11 protein-coding genes are annotated in these 15,903 nt (G+C 43.1%); 6 read left to right on the forward strand and 5 right to left on the reverse strand.

Going from position 1 to position 15,903, the window contains the following annotated elements; all coding sequences use genetic code 11:
• The first annotated feature begins 5 nt into the window (after positions 1-5).
• From EGM47_RS02940 to EGM47_RS02965, 6 genes are all read left to right on the forward strand, one after another.
• On the forward strand, positions 6-1,481 hold the full coding sequence (locus EGM47_RS02940; protein ID WP_124979261.1) for a RagB/SusD family nutrient uptake outer membrane protein: 1,476 nt from the start codon (positions 6-8) through the stop codon (positions 1,479-1,481).
• 7 nt (positions 1,482-1,488) lie between these two features.
• Positions 1,489-3,216, forward strand: coding sequence for a SusE domain-containing protein (locus tag EGM47_RS02945; protein ID WP_124979262.1), 1,728 nt, complete (start codon positions 1,489-1,491; stop codon positions 3,214-3,216).
• 21 nt (positions 3,217-3,237) lie between these two features.
• Complete coding sequence (locus EGM47_RS02950) at positions 3,238-4,671, forward strand: glycoside hydrolase family 30 protein (RefSeq protein ID WP_124979263.1); 1,434 nt, start codon at positions 3,238-3,240, stop codon at positions 4,669-4,671.
• Positions 4,672-4,684: 13 nt separating this feature from the next.
• Positions 4,685-6,172, forward strand: coding sequence for a glycoside hydrolase family 30 protein (locus EGM47_RS02955; protein WP_240642134.1), 1,488 nt, complete (start codon positions 4,685-4,687; stop codon positions 6,170-6,172).
• 19 nt (positions 6,173-6,191) lie between these two features.
• Entirely contained in the window at positions 6,192-6,989 is a 798-nt protein-coding gene (locus tag EGM47_RS02960; protein WP_124979264.1) for a T9SS type A sorting domain-containing protein, read from the forward strand.
• Positions 6,990-7,198: 209 nt separating this feature from the next.
• Positions 7,199-9,088, forward strand: a complete 1,890-nt coding sequence (locus EGM47_RS02965) for a cellulase family glycosylhydrolase (protein WP_124979265.1) — start codon at positions 7,199-7,201, stop codon at positions 9,086-9,088.
• A 219-nt stretch (positions 9,089-9,307) separates the two neighbouring features.
• Here EGM47_RS02965 and EGM47_RS02970 read toward each other — a convergent pair whose 3' ends face one another.
• The 5 genes from EGM47_RS02970 to EGM47_RS02990 are packed head-to-tail and all read right to left on the reverse strand — an operon-like array spanning position 9,308 to position 15,901.
• Positions 9,308-11,011: an ABC transporter ATP-binding protein gene (locus EGM47_RS02970; RefSeq protein ID WP_124979266.1), complete on the reverse strand. Its 1,704-nt coding sequence runs from the start codon at positions 11,009-11,011 to the stop codon at positions 9,308-9,310.
• Positions 10,989-11,699, reverse strand: a complete 711-nt coding sequence (locus tag EGM47_RS02975; protein ID WP_124979267.1) for a 3'-5' exonuclease — start codon at positions 11,697-11,699, stop codon at positions 10,989-10,991. The genes EGM47_RS02970 and EGM47_RS02975 overlap by 23 nt, the downstream gene beginning before the upstream one ends.
• A 17-nt stretch (positions 11,700-11,716) precedes the next feature.
• The gene (locus EGM47_RS02980) at positions 11,717-14,074 is read right to left on the reverse strand and encodes a transglycosylase domain-containing protein (RefSeq protein WP_124979268.1); all 2,358 of its coding nucleotides are present in this window, start codon (positions 14,072-14,074) and stop codon (positions 11,717-11,719) included.
• Positions 14,061-14,558: a gliding motility lipoprotein GldH gene (locus tag EGM47_RS02985; protein WP_124979269.1), complete on the reverse strand. Its 498-nt coding sequence runs from the start codon at positions 14,556-14,558 to the stop codon at positions 14,061-14,063. The genes EGM47_RS02980 and EGM47_RS02985 overlap by 14 nt, the downstream gene beginning before the upstream one ends.
• Entirely contained in the window at positions 14,555-15,901 is a 1,347-nt protein-coding gene (locus tag EGM47_RS02990; RefSeq protein WP_124979270.1) for a PSP1 domain-containing protein, read from the reverse strand. The genes EGM47_RS02985 and EGM47_RS02990 overlap by 4 nt, the downstream gene beginning before the upstream one ends.
• Between the last annotated feature and the right edge of the window lie 2 nt (positions 15,902-15,903).

Here is a 15,903-nt window from a genome sequence, read left to right on the forward strand (position 1 = left end):
AAGCAATGAAAACTATTAAAATATTTCTGAGCATTTTCATTTTGACAGCTTTGATCTCTTGCGAGGATTATTTGGATCTTCAGCCGATTTCAGAGGAAACAAGTGGGAATGCATATGATACAGCAAGTCAGCTAGAGGCTGCCCTGGTAGGTGCCTACGAATCCTTTCAATCTTCTGAATATTATGTGTGGGATAATATTCTATTCCAAGATGTACGTTCAGACAATTGTTATGCCGGTGGAGATAATCCTGAAATCTTTCAGATTGACTATTTGGACATCGGACCCACGCATTCCAGATTATTTACCCATTGGTCTAATATTTACAACGCCATTGCCAAAGCTAATCTAGTATTGGACCGAGCAGACGGAATAACCGATCAACAACTTACTGAAGATCGACGAGCACAGATCAAAGGAGAAGCTTACTTTTTAAGGGCTTATCATTATTTTACACTCGTGAAGCTCTGGGGTGGTGTTCCATTGATATTAGAGTCTACCACTTCGGCCGATCCAGAAAATGTAAACATCCCTAGGTCTACGGTTGAGGAGGTTTATGATCAAATCTATGCGGATCTACTCATGGCCATCAGCATGTTGCCGGATACCTATGGAAATGATGCCAGCGTAAATAAAGCCAGAGCTACTTCAGGAGCTGCCAATGCGTTAGCAGCCAAAATTCTAGCGCAACAACCTGTTCCAGATTATACCAATGTCTTGGCGCACATCGAGGCTGTTGAAGCCAGTTCAGCCAATTACACCCTAATTAACTACCCTGAACTATTCGATGGAAATAACTACAATAATGCAGAATCCATTATTGAGGTACAATATCTGGGAGGGAATGAAGGGAACTACGGGCCGCAATTATTGCTGCCACCTTCCATCAGCGGCGATACCTGGAGAAAATTTGTGACGCCTTCTGTGGATCTGGTGACCGCCTTTGATGATGAAGGAGATACGGTAAGAAAGAATGCCTCCATCCTTTTTGAACAAGTACAATGGGTGGATGAATTTTGGGGTAATGCCCAGGGAAGTTCGATCCCCTTCAGTTATAAATGGAAAAATGCCAATGGATTTGCTAGTGCTGACCGACAGTATTTGTTAAGATATGGTGACATGGTTCTGCTCAAGGCAGAAGCCTACAATGAGTTGGACCGACTGCCAGAAGCTATCACCGAAGTCAATCGAATCAGAAACAGGGCTAGTTTACCTGACTTGCGCCCTGACCAAAGCAGCTCAAAAGAAGTAATGAGGATGTCCATACTAAAGGAAAGACGCCTCGAATTATTTCAGGAGGGTCAGCGCTGGGATGATTTGGCCAGGTACGATGTACTAGTATCTACCATGAACGAGTTGGTAGAAATTGATTTGCGTACTGGCAGCCCGGTCAATTACAATATGACTGCCGCCAAAAAACTACTGCCTTTGCCTCAACAAGAATTGGATAGAAATCCTGCTTTAGAACAAAACCCTTTATAAAATTGTCATGAAATCAATATCAATACGTTACTGGATACTGTTGCTACCCTTATTTTTTGGCGTAGCCTCATGTGAATTGGAAGAAAACCTTCAGCCTGAAGGCAATTGGGACTTAAGTGCTCCAACAATTCTATCCCCAAACTCTGGTGAAGCTATCGAACTAGAACAGGACACGCCTGGAGAAACTATTACTTTTCAATGGGAGCCTGCTGTATCCTCTGCTGGCTATCGTGTTTCCTATGAAGTTGTGATTGACAGCGCAGGCACTACAGATTTTAGCAGTCCGATCTTAATCAAGGAGTCTGCTGATAATGGTGAAGCCACCTCAGTTTCTTTAAGTTTTGAAGAAATTGATCAGGCATTGGCCTTCGCTGGCTACACAGCAAATACAGAATCCGAAATAGCTTTTGCCGTAAGAGCCCAAAGCTTAAGTAAAACTAATGAATCATCAAGTAGCCTTAGAGTAAAACGATTTGAGAACGACCGGATTCCGGTGACTCTCTTTCTTTCTGGCAGAGGCGCTGAAAATAATGACGACCTATCCAATGCTATTAAAATGAAGCGCCTCAATGATGATAATGGAAGCCCATCCAATATTCATGAAATTTATACTGAGTTAACCGCTGGAGAACCTTTTAAATTCTACAGCGAGCAATCGCTACCTGCCCTTCAATACGGTGGCGAAAATGGTACATTGACTAATTTTGGTCAGGCTTTAAGTGTTTCTGATACTGGTACTTACCGAGTTAGGGTGGATCTAGACAATGCCACTTATGATTTTTTACCCATCGATTTTTGGAGTATGGTGGGCACGCCTATACAAGGTGGATGGGGTGGAGATCAACCGCTTATGTACGAAGGAAACAGCCTTTGGAAAGCCTCAATTGATCTGATGGCAACAGGTGGATTTGCATTTCGTGCTAATGGTGACTGGTCTTACTTGCTCAAACAAATTGTTGGATCTAACAACCGAATTGTCATGGAAAGCGACGCTGCCGCGCAAGGGGTAGCCGTAGAAGATATTCCTTCCAATCTGATCGGTAGATATTTTGTCACTTTAGATTTATCTGCAGACGCCTATACTTATTCCTTTGAGGAAGATAATACTGTGGTGTTACCGATTCCAACGCCCAACGAACTCTTTCTGTTTGAAAACGGTACCATGATTCAGGAGTTTGTGAAAAATGGCGATGTTTTTTCCAGCGATAACTTTATTCCCATGCAATCCAATGCTACTTATGCTTTAAACAGCGCAATGGATGGAACAGGTATTTCCTATTCCGTTAACGGTAGTTTGGCGCAAAGTGTAACCCCAGACGGAGACAGCGTTTCGGATGTGGTCACCTTGTTGGAAAGCAATGCCACTTTCAGTCCTGCTAATGACAGAGCCCTGCGCCTTTCCATTGATTTCAGCGCACCACAGCTTACTTGGACCTATTATAATTTTAAACTATTTCATTGGCAAGTTTGGGATACCAGAGTGGAGCATCAAATGACATACACTCACCCCAATACTTATACCCTCACCACAACACTTAATGCTGGGTATGACAGTAAGTTCATCAGTCCGTGGGACTTTGATCTGGGTAGCGATAGTCCTTCGGCTTTAACTGGAAGTCTAATCAACGGAGGTGGATCCAACCTCGTCAACATACCTACTGATGCCAATTATAGGGTAACCATGGTTCTTAATCAAGATTATCAATCCGGCACCTATGAATTTGTTCAACAATAATAATTGCAAGCTCCTATGAAAATGAATGTATTGAATCAAATATTAATTTTTGGGCTATTGGGATTGGGTGTGCTTCAAGCATGTCAAGAAGATGAGCTTCCCAATTACTCACCACCAGAGGCAGCTGAGGTAGGTGTTGACTTCTACCTCACTACACCAGATCAATCCAATTTGGTCAGCCTTCAAGAGAATATGGTCTTTCCATTGACCGAAAACAATAATTTTACCATCGCTGTCAATGAGAATGAGGTATACCAATCCATGGATGGATTCGGTTTTTGCCTTACCGGAGGAAGCGCACTGGTCATTAATGGGATGTCTTCTTCAGCCAGGAGCGGCCTGTTGAATGAAGTATTTGGTTCGCAAGAGGGTGAATTAGCCAGTTCCTATTTGCGCATCAGCATCGGAGCCTCTGATCTTGATACATCAGTTTTTACCTATAATGACCTTTCTTCTGGACAAACAGATCCTAATCTTACACAATTTTCAATCGATCCTGATCGGGCTAATTTAATCCCGGTGCTCAAGGAAATCCTGATGATTCAGCCAGAGCTTAAGATCCTCGCAACACCTTGGACTGCCCCCAGCTGGATGAAGACCAACGGTAGTTCTATTGGAGGAGAGTTACAGCCTCAGTATTATGATACCTACGCCCAATATTTTGTGCGCTATATCCAAGCTATGCAAGCCGAAGGCATCCGTATTGATGCCATTACAGTGCAGAATGAACCAGAAAATCCATTTAACAATCCGAGTATGCTGATGACAGCTGCCCAACAAGTCGATTTTGTGGGTAATCATTTGGGTCCGGCATTCGCGGGCGCTGGGATTGATACTAAAATCATCGCCTTTGACCACAACCCAGATAATACGGGCTATCCTATTGCCGTATTGAATGATCCTACAGCCAACTCATACATAGACGGCTCTGCTTTTCATTTGTATGCTGGTCAAATCGATAATCTAAGTTTGGTACACAACGCACATCCTGACAAGAATATTTATTTTACTGAACAATGGGTTCAGGCTCCTGGTAATTTTGAGGAAGATATCAGATGGCATTTTAGAGAATTAGTTATCGGCGCAACTAGAAATTGGAGTAAGACCGTATTAGAATGGAATTTAGCCGCTAATCCCAACAACGGACCGTTTACTCCAGGAGGATGTACAGAATGTCTGGGTGCAGTCACAATTGATGGGAACAATGTATCGCGCAATCCCGCCTATTATATCATCGCTCAAGCCTCAAGATTTATTCCACCCGGATCACAGCGTATTGCATCCAACGATGTAAATGACCTTCCCAACGTAGCCTTTAAAACCCCAGAGGGAAAAGTTGTAGTTATTGTCTTAAACAATTCAGATTCACAAAGAACATTTAATATCAATAGTAGTCAAGAACCTATTACGACAAGTCTGCCTGCGGGTGCAGCCGGTACCTTCGTTTGGCAATAATTCCACCGTTTATATGAAATTTCAACATCTATATATCATTTTCTTTGTTATGCTTTGCTGCTCCTGTGTTGACCAGGACAACCAAAGTCCAGACCTGGCTGTCAATGACACAAAGACTGATTATCGTCCTGACTCGTTTTTAGGTAAACAAGCCAAGGTGTTTGTCACCGCAGAAAATACGGATCTTAAAATGGCTGCGCAGGGGGAGGTCGAATTCGTTTCCTCTCGACAGCCGCTGGAAACTGAAGTGGCTATAATAGTCAATCCAGAGAAAAAATTCCAAGAATATTTAGGAATGGGTGGGGCTATAACAGACGCCTCTGCCGAGGTTTTTTCACAGCTTTCTAAGGACAAAAAGGAAGAGTTGTTGCAAGCCTACTTTTCTGATGAAGGAATTGGCTACAATATAATTCGTACAAGTATTCACAGCAGTGATTTTGGTTTAGGTAGCTATACTTATATCGATGAGGGAGACGCTAGTCTTTCCAGTTTTTCAATTGATAAGGATCGTGAAAAACGCATACCCATGATCAAAAGGGCCCAGGATCTTATCGGCCAGGAGTTGGTTTTTTATGCCAGTCCGTGGAGTCCGCCGGCATTTATGAAATCCAATAATCATATGCTTCAGGGTGGTAAATTGCTGCCTGAATACTATCAAACCTGGGCAGATTATTTTGTGAAATTTGTCAAATCTTATGAAGCCGAAGGAATTCCAGTTTGGGGAGTTACCATCCAGAATGAACCTATGGCCACTCAGCGATGGGAATCCTGTATTTACACCGCTGAAGAGGAGCTCAACTTCTTAAAAAATAATTTGGGACCTACCTTTGAGCGACAAGGTCTGGGTGATAAAAATATAGTGGTTTGGGATCACAACAGAGACTTAATTTCTCATCGTGCACATACCATTTTTGAAGATCCTGCTGCATCAAAATATGCTTGGGGTATTGGTTTTCATTGGTATGAAACCTGGACTGGAGGCGAGCCCAAATACGACAATCTCAAAAACATTAACGCTGCCTTTCCAGACAAGAAATTGCTCTTTACCGAAGGATGTCAAGAAAAATTTGACCCAGCACATTATGAACGCTGGTCCAACGCAGAGCGCTACGGCAATTCCATCATTAACGATTTCAATAGTGGTACTGTAGGATGGACTGATTGGAATATTTTGCTCAATGAAAACGGAGGTCCCAATCACGTACAAAACTTTTGTTTTGCTCCCATTCATGCCGATACCAGGAACAATGAATTGATTTATACCCCCACTTACTATTACTTGGGTCATTTTTCCAAGTTTATTCAGCCTGGTGCCCATCGAATCAGTACAACCACCAGCAGAAGCACGTTGGAAAGTACATCCTTCCAAAACGAGGACGGCTCCATCACCTCTGTAGTCATGAATAGAACAGACAATCCTATTCAGTACAAATTGATGCTAGCAGATGCTGAACTTCAACTAGAGATACCTCCGCACGCTATTCAATCTATCATTTATTAATAGACCAAAATTTCTAATTATGAAAAAAAACTACTTTATCCCACTCCTTTCAACAGCTTTTATCTTGGGTTGCAGTATGCTCGCATCGGCCCAGATCATTGCTGATGGTACCTACCAAATATACAATACGGTACACAATGAGGTGATGACTACCGAAACCTCCATGGATTATGATGCCAATATGACCACTCCCGACCAAAACGATGCATTTCAACTTTGGACTTTTACCCACCAGGGAAATGATGTTTACAAAATCGTAAACAGTGGATCTGGAAATACATTGGGAATCAACGATGGTTGGTGCGGTCAATTTGGTGACGTCAAGGCCAATTTCAGCAATTCAGACCTGAATGTAGAATTTAAAGTAGCACCAGCAGCAGCGACTGGAACCTATGTTTTTGAAATCGCTTTTACCAATTGTAGTTTTGGTTCGGTCAATATGCCGGTTAAAGCATTTGATATTCAGGATGGAAATCCAGGGGCCCAGATTCAAACTTTTGATGTGGATATTACTAATCCAAATCAACAGTTCGAAATTGTTACTCCAGGCAGCCTAGGTATTGCTGATAAGATCTCAGATAACTTTAGGGTGTTCTATCAGCCACAGCCCAGACAAGTCTATATAGAAGCGCTGACGGCAAATCCTCAATTCTCGGTTCAGCTTTACAACCTAAATGGTCAATTGGTGGCAAAGGACTCCTACAGTCTACAAAACCCAGCCACAGCATTGGATCTCAACCAAATCAACGATGGAATCTATTTCTTGAGGTTGACCCAGGGACCAAATACCTGGAGCAAGAAAATCCTGGTACATTAAGTCAGATCACTTTCATCGATCCATATCAAAAAAAGTAAGAATGTCCAATTTAAGAATCATTGGACTTGTATAAATACAAAAAGAATATACATGGAATAATCTAAAAAATCTTTGTTGTAGTCACATTTTGTCTGAGCCAACTGTTGTTGAATCATTCTCCGCTTGCTGACTATGATCCCTCACCCCCTTAACCTTTAAAACTATTTATTATGAAAACACTCTTCAAATTATCAGATTTACGCCAATCACCGCTCCTATGGCTCGTGATCTTTTGTTGCCTCAACTTTGGGTATTCCCAAGAGTTAACCGTTTCGTCTACTGGAGGCCAAATTCTTAAGGACGGTAATCCGATCACCTTGAGAGGTGTCAATTTTGGAAATTGGCTGCTTTGGGAGGGTTATATGCTGAACCTGGATCAAGATGGGATCAAAACCCACACACAAATTCGCAACGGAATCAAAGGTTTGTTAAATAATAATGAATCCAAAACTCAAGCTTTCGAGACAGACTGGAGAAACACCTACATTACCAATGACGACTTTGCCGAAGCAAAACAGTTGGGATTCAATGTGATCAGGATTCCATTTCATTACAATATGTTCTGGAATACTTCCAACGGGACACTTAAAAACGATGGTTTTCAATGGTTGGACAAGGCTGTCAATTGGGCCCAGAATAACAACATTTACGTGATTTTTTGTATGCATGCTGCACCAGGATACCAGAACCCTGATCATCATTCAGACAACCCTGGAACAACGGTAGATTTTTGGAATACCAACAACTCCAACGTCAATATTGCCAGTTCTGTGTGGAAACATATCGCCAATCGATATAAAAATTATCCGGGCAACAAATGGATCGCAGGATATGATCTACTCAACGAACCGGTACTTGAAACCAATAAATACCGATTGATATATGGCTACAAACAGCTTACCGCAGCCATTCGTTCAGAAGATCCCAATCATCTGATATTTGCAGAAGGGAATTATTATGGCAGCGACTTCTACGACATGCTAGAACGTTGGGACAATAACCTGGTTTTTTCCAACCATTACTACGGCGCTCAAGGCGAAAGTAATCCTAATCCTCAGCTTCAAACCATCATGTCACAAGCCTCCCAGTTGAACATTCCGATATTCGTGGGCGAATTTGGAGAAAATACACTGGACTGGGTCAACAGCGCGAGGACTGATTATGACACCCAAAACCTCAATTGGGCATTTTGGGCGTGGAAGCGTCATGAAACCACCCGTTCCATCTACTCTTTTGATGGGTTTTATGGTTGGTGGAGAATCACTCAATACCTGAAATTTGGTGAGAATCGGCCTAATCTTCAAGAAACCGAAACCTGGCTGGCAGAGCTGCTCAATAAAATCAAGTTATCAAACAGTCATTTGCAGCAACCCTTGAAGGATAGATTATTACCTCCTCAACCCATAGGCAGATACATCTGGTTGAGAAACAGCAATAAATACGTTTCTTCAAACAACGGTAGCGGACCAGTAACTTGCGATAGGAGCAGCCGTGGTCAATGGGAGCGTTTCCGGGTTGTGAGCGCAGGGGATCGCAAGATTGCCCTCAAGGGAAATAACCGTCGTTATATTAATTCACAAAATGGGAACTCTGCTATGACATGTACCAGCACCAGTGTTCAAGGTTGGGAATCTTTTGAATGGATTGATGTTTATGGAAACGTAGCTTTAAAAGGTTTTAATGGCAAGTATGTTTCCTCAGAAGGGGGCAGTAGTAATGGTATGAACTCTAATAGAGATACCGCCTCTGGCTGGGAAGTTTTTGAATGGCAGGATCTTTCAAAAAATGGGGAGTTGTCTGGAACCTTTGAAAGTAACGAGAACAGCGCTCTGGTAGATGTTTATCCTAACCCAGCATCCGACCGACTTTACATCAATCTAGCTGAAGATCAATCGCCCATTCTTCGGTTGGAGGTGTATAACCTGCAAGGCCAACGTATTTCTGAATCACAGTCCGCTAAGGAGGGCATAGACATTCAGGAATTGGCCCAAGGAACTTACATACTCTCCATTGAGTTGCAGGACGGCCAGCAGCTGCATCAGCGGTTTCTTAAAGAATAGAACAATAAAATAAAATAACTAACCCCAAAGGCAAACATTCTTAAAAGATATGTGATGCCTTTGGGGTTAAATTTTTAGTTCCTTTTATACTTAAACGTATCGCTTTCGCGAAAGCGGTGCTATCTCCCTCATTTCAGCAGCAGAGTAGGGTGATAAAACGCAATTCATCATTGTTTTTTGCTAAGGCAATTATAAAACATCACGCAGTAGGTCAAGCCGTCAGCCAGCATCTGGAATGGAGGCGATAAGTTTTTGCGTATATGCCGACTGTGGGTTGTTGTAAAGCTCATCGGCTTCGTTGACCTCTTCAACCCGTCCTTGATTCATCACCATGACGCGATCACAGAAATATTTCACCACCGCCAGATCGTGGGAAATAAATAGGTAACTAAAACCAAAGTCCTCTTTAAGTTCGTTCAATAGGTTCAAAACTTGAGCCTGCACCGAAATGTCAAGGGCGCTCACACTTTCATCACAAACGATTAATTCTGGCTCCATGGCAATGGTTCTGGCGATACCGATGCGTTGACGCTGTCCACCGCTGAATTCATGGGGATATCGGTCATAATGTTCAGGTAACAGACCTACCCGATCCAATAAACTGAGGACACGTTCTTTCCGGTCTGTCTTATCCTTACCTATACCATGCCATTTCATAGGCTCGACGATCGCTTGTCCGACTGTCAACCGTGGATTCAGCGACGCAAAAGGATCTTGGAAGATGATTTGTAGTTTTTTGCGCCATTTACGCAGTTTGCCCCCTTTTAAATGTGTGATATCTATACCATCGTATATGATCTTTCCAGAAGTGCTGGGTAAAAGTCTGAGGATAAGGTTTCCCAGTGTGCTTTTTCCGCAACCGCTCTCACCAACTAAACCTAGACTTTCGCCTGGATATAATTGAAAGTTGACGCCGTCTACCGCCCTAAAAACGCTTTTTTTCTTAAAAAGACTTGTTTTGATAGGATATTCCTTGACCAGGTCCACTACTTCAAGTAAAGGAGCGGATGCATACATTTTGATCAATCTGCTTTTCCGATCAGCAGGAGATATGACCTCCTGAGACATTTGTCCCTGCAAAAAGTCGGCTATGGTAGGCAATCGTTTGAGTCTGTATTCTGTGCTTGGTCTGGCCGCAATCAAAGCTTTAGTGTAATCTTCCCTGGGGTTGTCAAAAATATCCGTGGTGCTGGCTTGTTCTACGATTCGTCCCTTATACATGACCAGAATTCGATCTGCAATATTGCGCACGAGGGACAGGTCGTGTGAGATAAACAACACACTCATACCTGATTCTTGCTGTAAATCCTTCAGCAGCTTAATGATTTCGTTTTGCACTGTGACATCCAGAGCGGTGGTAGGTTCGTCAGCAATTAATAATTGAGGTTTACAGGCGATGGCCATGGCAATCATGACCCGCTGCATTTGTCCGCCACTGATCTCATGCGGGTATTTATCATAAGTGGTTGTCGGCAGGGGTAAACGCACTTTTTCAAACAAGTCCAAAACTCGTTTTTCGATCTCACGAGGGCTTGCCCGACGATGTTGGTGCAATATTTCGGCCACCTGCTTTCCACAGGTGATTGTGGGATTGAGACTGCTCATGGGTTCTTGGAAAATCATGCTGACTACGCTTCCGCGAAAGCGAGCCCAATCAGCTGAATCGAACGCCAAGATGTTTTCTTTCACCACTTCCAGACGTTTTGCAGTTATGGAGGCTGTAGCTTTAGGAAGCAATCCCATCAACACCTTGCTGGTCACTGATTTTCCGCTGCCAGATTCACCTACTACAGCGACAAACTCATTAGCTTTCACCTCAAATGAAACTTTTTCCAGCACCTGCACGGAATCCTTTCCGTGGTCAAAGCTCAAGTCCAGGTCCTGGACCACTACCAGTGGGTTATTTGGAGATGATGTTTTCATCGGTCAATAGAGGTTCATCACGCAGTCGCAGTAGGATTTGTGCTACGGCAATGGTGTCTTTTTCACAATAGGTGGCAATGCGCTGTATATCTTTTTCTTTATAATATACGTCTCTCACTTGGGATCCGTCGATATCATCTTTGGGTGAGGGGATGCCCAGTATACGTGTCAGGAGTTTCAAGCTGGTAAAGTGCTTATAATCACCAAACTTCCACAGTTCCATGGTATCTAAATGTGGTACTTCCCAAGGTTTTTTTCCAAAGAGATTGAGCTTTTCTGGCAAGGGAATTTCATGGATCACCATACGTCTGGCGATATATGGAAAATCAAATTCCTTACCGTTATGTGCACAAAGCAGGTGCATCCGCCCTGAGAAATGCTCGTTCAGCATATCGGCAAAATCAAGTAACAATTGATGTTCTGTTCCTGTGAAACTCTTGGTACGAAATTCCCGCTGGCCACGCTGTACAAAATAGCCTACAGATATACAGACAATCTTGCCAAATTCTGCCCAGATGCCGGCACGATCGTAGAATTCTTCAGGATCAAATTCGTCTTTGCGCTGATATTTGGTCTTATCGGCATAGAGTTGTTGGTCGATCAGGTCAAGATCATCAAAATGGGAATATTGCGGAACAGTCTCGATATCCAGAAACAGGATATGCTCCAGGCCTATTTTTTTGATCATATGTTAGGTTTTAGCGATTACATATCCAATTCGCCCGCTCCATCCTTGTCACCACCGTCCTCATCCAGGCCATTCCCCTGAGCCTCTTCATATACCTCACAATTCACTTCAATGGATAAATTCTCTGGAGCCTCAAAAGCTTCCTGAGAAATTTCTAGGCTCTCGTCCTCATAGACGTGTTTCATATAGCTTCCCCATAGTGGTAAAGCCATGGCAGCACCCTGACCATATTTGGTGGACTTGAAGTGCACTGAGCGATCATCGGCACCTACCCAAACACCTGTAACCAAATTAGGTACCATACCCATAAACCAGCCATCAGAATTATTTTGGGTCGTTCCTGTTTTACCAGCAATAGGGTTTTTAAAGTCATAAGGATAATCCGTCATGATTTCTTTATAATAATCTGTACCCGCGAGGTATTTGCTATTGCCCCTGAGTCTTACGCCACTACCAATTTTGGTGACTCCTTCCATGAGATTAACCGTGACATAAGCCGTTTCAGGATTCATGACATCCTTACCATCTGGTCTGTATTGGTACAGGACGGTTCCGTTTTTATCTTCTATACTGGTGACCAATACTGGTTCATTGCGTATACCTGCGTTGGCAAAAACACCATAAGCACCAACCATTTCATAAAGACTTACATCGGCCGTTCCCAGGGCCAATGAAGGCACGGCATCAATGTTTTTGGTGTTGATACCCAACTGCGCCACCCGATCGATCACAGGTTGTGGACCTACTTCATCCATCAAGCGGGCGGAAATAGTATTTTTTGATTTGGCCAAAGCCTCCTGTAAAGTCAGGATGTTACCATAGTCTCCGCCGGAATCTTTTGGGGTCCAATCTTTGGTGTTCCCGTGTTTTCCAGCAGGAATTGTATACTCACCGTCCGGGTATTTTTTACAAGGACTATAATGCAACAAATCAACCGCAGTGGAATACAGGAAAGGTTTAAAGGTAGATCCGGCCTGACGCCTTCCTTTTTTCACATGATCAAACTTAAAATGTTTGTGATTGATCCCTCCTACCCAAGCCTTGACATGACCTGTTTGTGGTTCCATGGACATCAAACCTACATGTAGGAATTGTTTGTGATACCTAATGGAGTCCATCGGAGTCATGATAGTATCCCGCTCCTTATGTTCTGCATTCCAATCAAAGACGGTCATCTCTGTTTCTGTGTTGAAGCTTTCAACGACTTCTTCTTCAGAAAGGCCTTTTTGTTTTAATTGCCTCCATCTTTCAGAGCGTTTCATAGCAGATTTTAAAGTGCGCTCTATTTCCTTTTCAGATAAATCGGTAAAAGGAGCTGTTTTGTTGCGCTTCATCTGGTGGTCAAATTCATTTTGCAGATTGGTCATATGACGTACCATGGAGTTTTCTGCAATCTTTTGCAAACGGTAATCGATGGTGACGTTCACCTTCAGTCCATCGTTGTAAAGATTGTAATTCTTACCTGTCTCTGGGTTTTCATGTTCACTGGCCCAATTTTTCAGCCAATCCCTTAAGTACTCCCTAAAATAAGTTCCCATTCCGTCATTGTGGCCTTCTGGATTCCAGTCCAGGACAATCGGTTGTTCCCTTAGGCTGTCCTTTACCGATTCTTTCATCTTTCCATTGCGCACCATTTGAACAAACACCTGATTACGTCTTTGCGTCACATTTTTAACGGAGTTACTATTTCTTTTTGGGTTATAAAGCGCAGGGTTTTTGAGCATGGATACCAGAACTGCGCTTTCTTCTACTGTAAGTTGGCTAGGCTCTTTACCAAAATAAATATTAGAAGCAGAACGAATACCAATTGCCTGATACAGGAAATCAAATTCGTTCAGGTATTGGGTAATGATTTCCTCTTTGGTATATTGTTTTTCCAGTCGTGTAGCGATGATCCATTCTCTGATCTTCTGGATGACCCGCTCCACTCGATTGGTGCTGGCGTCTTCAGTAAAATAGAGTTTGGCCAGCTGTTGGGTAATTGTACTGGCTCCTCCTTTTGTTCCTAAAAAAACCGCAGCCCGGGTGGTTCCGTAACCATCAATACCACTGTGTTCAAAAAACCTTTCATCTTCGGTAGAAACCAGAGCATCGATCAGATGTTTGGGCAGATCGTCATATTTTATAGGTTTCCTGTTGTCAGTATAGAAACTACCTAATGTTTTTCCATCGGCGGTTACGATCTCGGTGGCCAGTTCTGTTTGCGGATTCTCCAAACTGGTATGATCAGGAAGATCTCCAAAAATACCCCAAGCGGCCAAAAGGAATAATAGGATGATTAACCCCACGCCTATGGCATAGAGTTTCCAAAAAAACTTGATATTACTTTTTTTATCGGCCGTTTCGCTGACCTTTTTAGATTTAGTCTTTGCCATTTTGACTTTGTTTTTCAATGCTGTACCCTACATCTAATATGCCATTAAGGAAAGCGTCTCCGTTAACGGATCCATTTTTTCTCATGGCATGGCGTAGGGAAAGTTGGTAAGTGCCGCTTTCGCGAAAGCGAACACCTTCCTTCAGCCATAATTTATTCTCAAAGACGTCACCAGACCCGCTTCCTAAAAACTCGCCTTGTGGATTTGTCATTTGGTATTGTAATGTATCTGTAACGGTTTTTCCTTGTGGAAATTTCATTTGTGAGATGATCCACAGATTGTTATAAGGATAATCGTGTGTATTGCGCAAGTGGACATATAAATCGTACACCTGGGTGGTATCTGGTGAAATAATCTCAAAAACCTTTTCCTCATCCAGGGGCCAGCCCTGTTCGGGCATGGTTGCATAACCAGATGCCACTAGTTGGTCATCGCAAGAGACACAAATAAGTACGACAAAGAAAAGTAAGATCAATCTTTTCACTTGGATTCAGGTTTTGGCGGTTTGTTATTGGACTGAGGTTTTCTGGGTTTACCAGAGCGGTTGCCAGGTTTTGAATTCTTGTTTGATTTGGCCGCAGTATTCTTATTGTTTTTACCGCTGTTGCCTTTAGGGTTGCCGGACTTTGGCTTCCTGGAGTTTTGATTGGCCGATTGCTCTTTTTTCTGCTGTTGTGGGGCAGCTGATTTGTCACGATTGCGATTGTTGCGACGTTTTTTCTTCCGACGCCCTCTGGATTTGGGTTGGTCAAAACGGGTCAGGCTATCCTGGCCTACCACATTTTCAAAACTGGTAGTCTCTTCCACGTAGAGTTCGCTGGCATACTCTTCTATACTGGCAACTTTTTCCTTGGCCTTGTTTTTGGCTACGATTTCATGTACCTGGTCCGTGGTGAGCGTGTGCCAATTCATCCATTCCCCTTCATAGCAATACCACATTAAGCCTTTAAAGATGTCAACCTTTTGGCAAAGAGCGGTACCTTTTTCTGTATAGAGTTTTTGGTTTTGTTTAGGGAAATCACTGAGGGCATCGAGATAGGTGTCGAGTTCGTAATTCAGACAACATTTGAGCTTTCCACATTGTCCTGCCAATTTTTGCGGATTAAGTGAAAGGTTTTGGTATCGTGCCGCGCCAGTGGTTACTGATCTGAAATCAGTCAACCAGGTTGAACAACAGAGTTCGCGTCCACAAGATCCAATGCCCCCTAATCTGGCAGCTTCTTGGCGCAGGCCGATCTGTCGCATCTCAATTCTGGTTTTAAATTCAGAAGCGTATTCTCTGATCAATTCTCTGAAATCCACGCGTTCATCGGCGGTATAATAAAAGGTAGCTTTGGACGCATCACCTTGAAACTCAATATCTGAGATTTTCATTTTGAGATTCAATCTGATGGCGATTTCTCTAGCCCGGACCTTCATAGGTTCCTCCTTTTCCCGTGCACTCACCCATTTGTCTACATCATTTTGACTTGCAATGCGGTAGATCACGGGTATATCATCATTGATTTTGACGCGTTTGCGTTTCATCTGCACGCGTACGAGTTCGCCAGTCAGGGTCACGATACCTATATCATGTCCGTTTTGGGATTGGGTGGCGACCACATCGCCTATTTTGAGGGGGAGATTTTCCTTGTTATGGAAATATTCTTTCCGACTATTTTTAAAACGTACCTCGACATAGTCAAAGGCTTGTTGTCCATCTGGTAGTTCCATATTGCCCAGCCAGTCAAAGACGGTCAATTTGTTACATCCAGAGGTGCCGCAGGTTCCATTATTCCTACATCCGCCCGGGGTACTGCCACCGGTTCCACAACTGCTACAGCTCATGT

The organism is Nonlabens xiamenensis (genome assembly GCF_003865345.1).
Lineage (GTDB): Bacteria > Bacteroidota > Bacteroidia > Flavobacteriales > Flavobacteriaceae > Nonlabens > Nonlabens xiamenensis.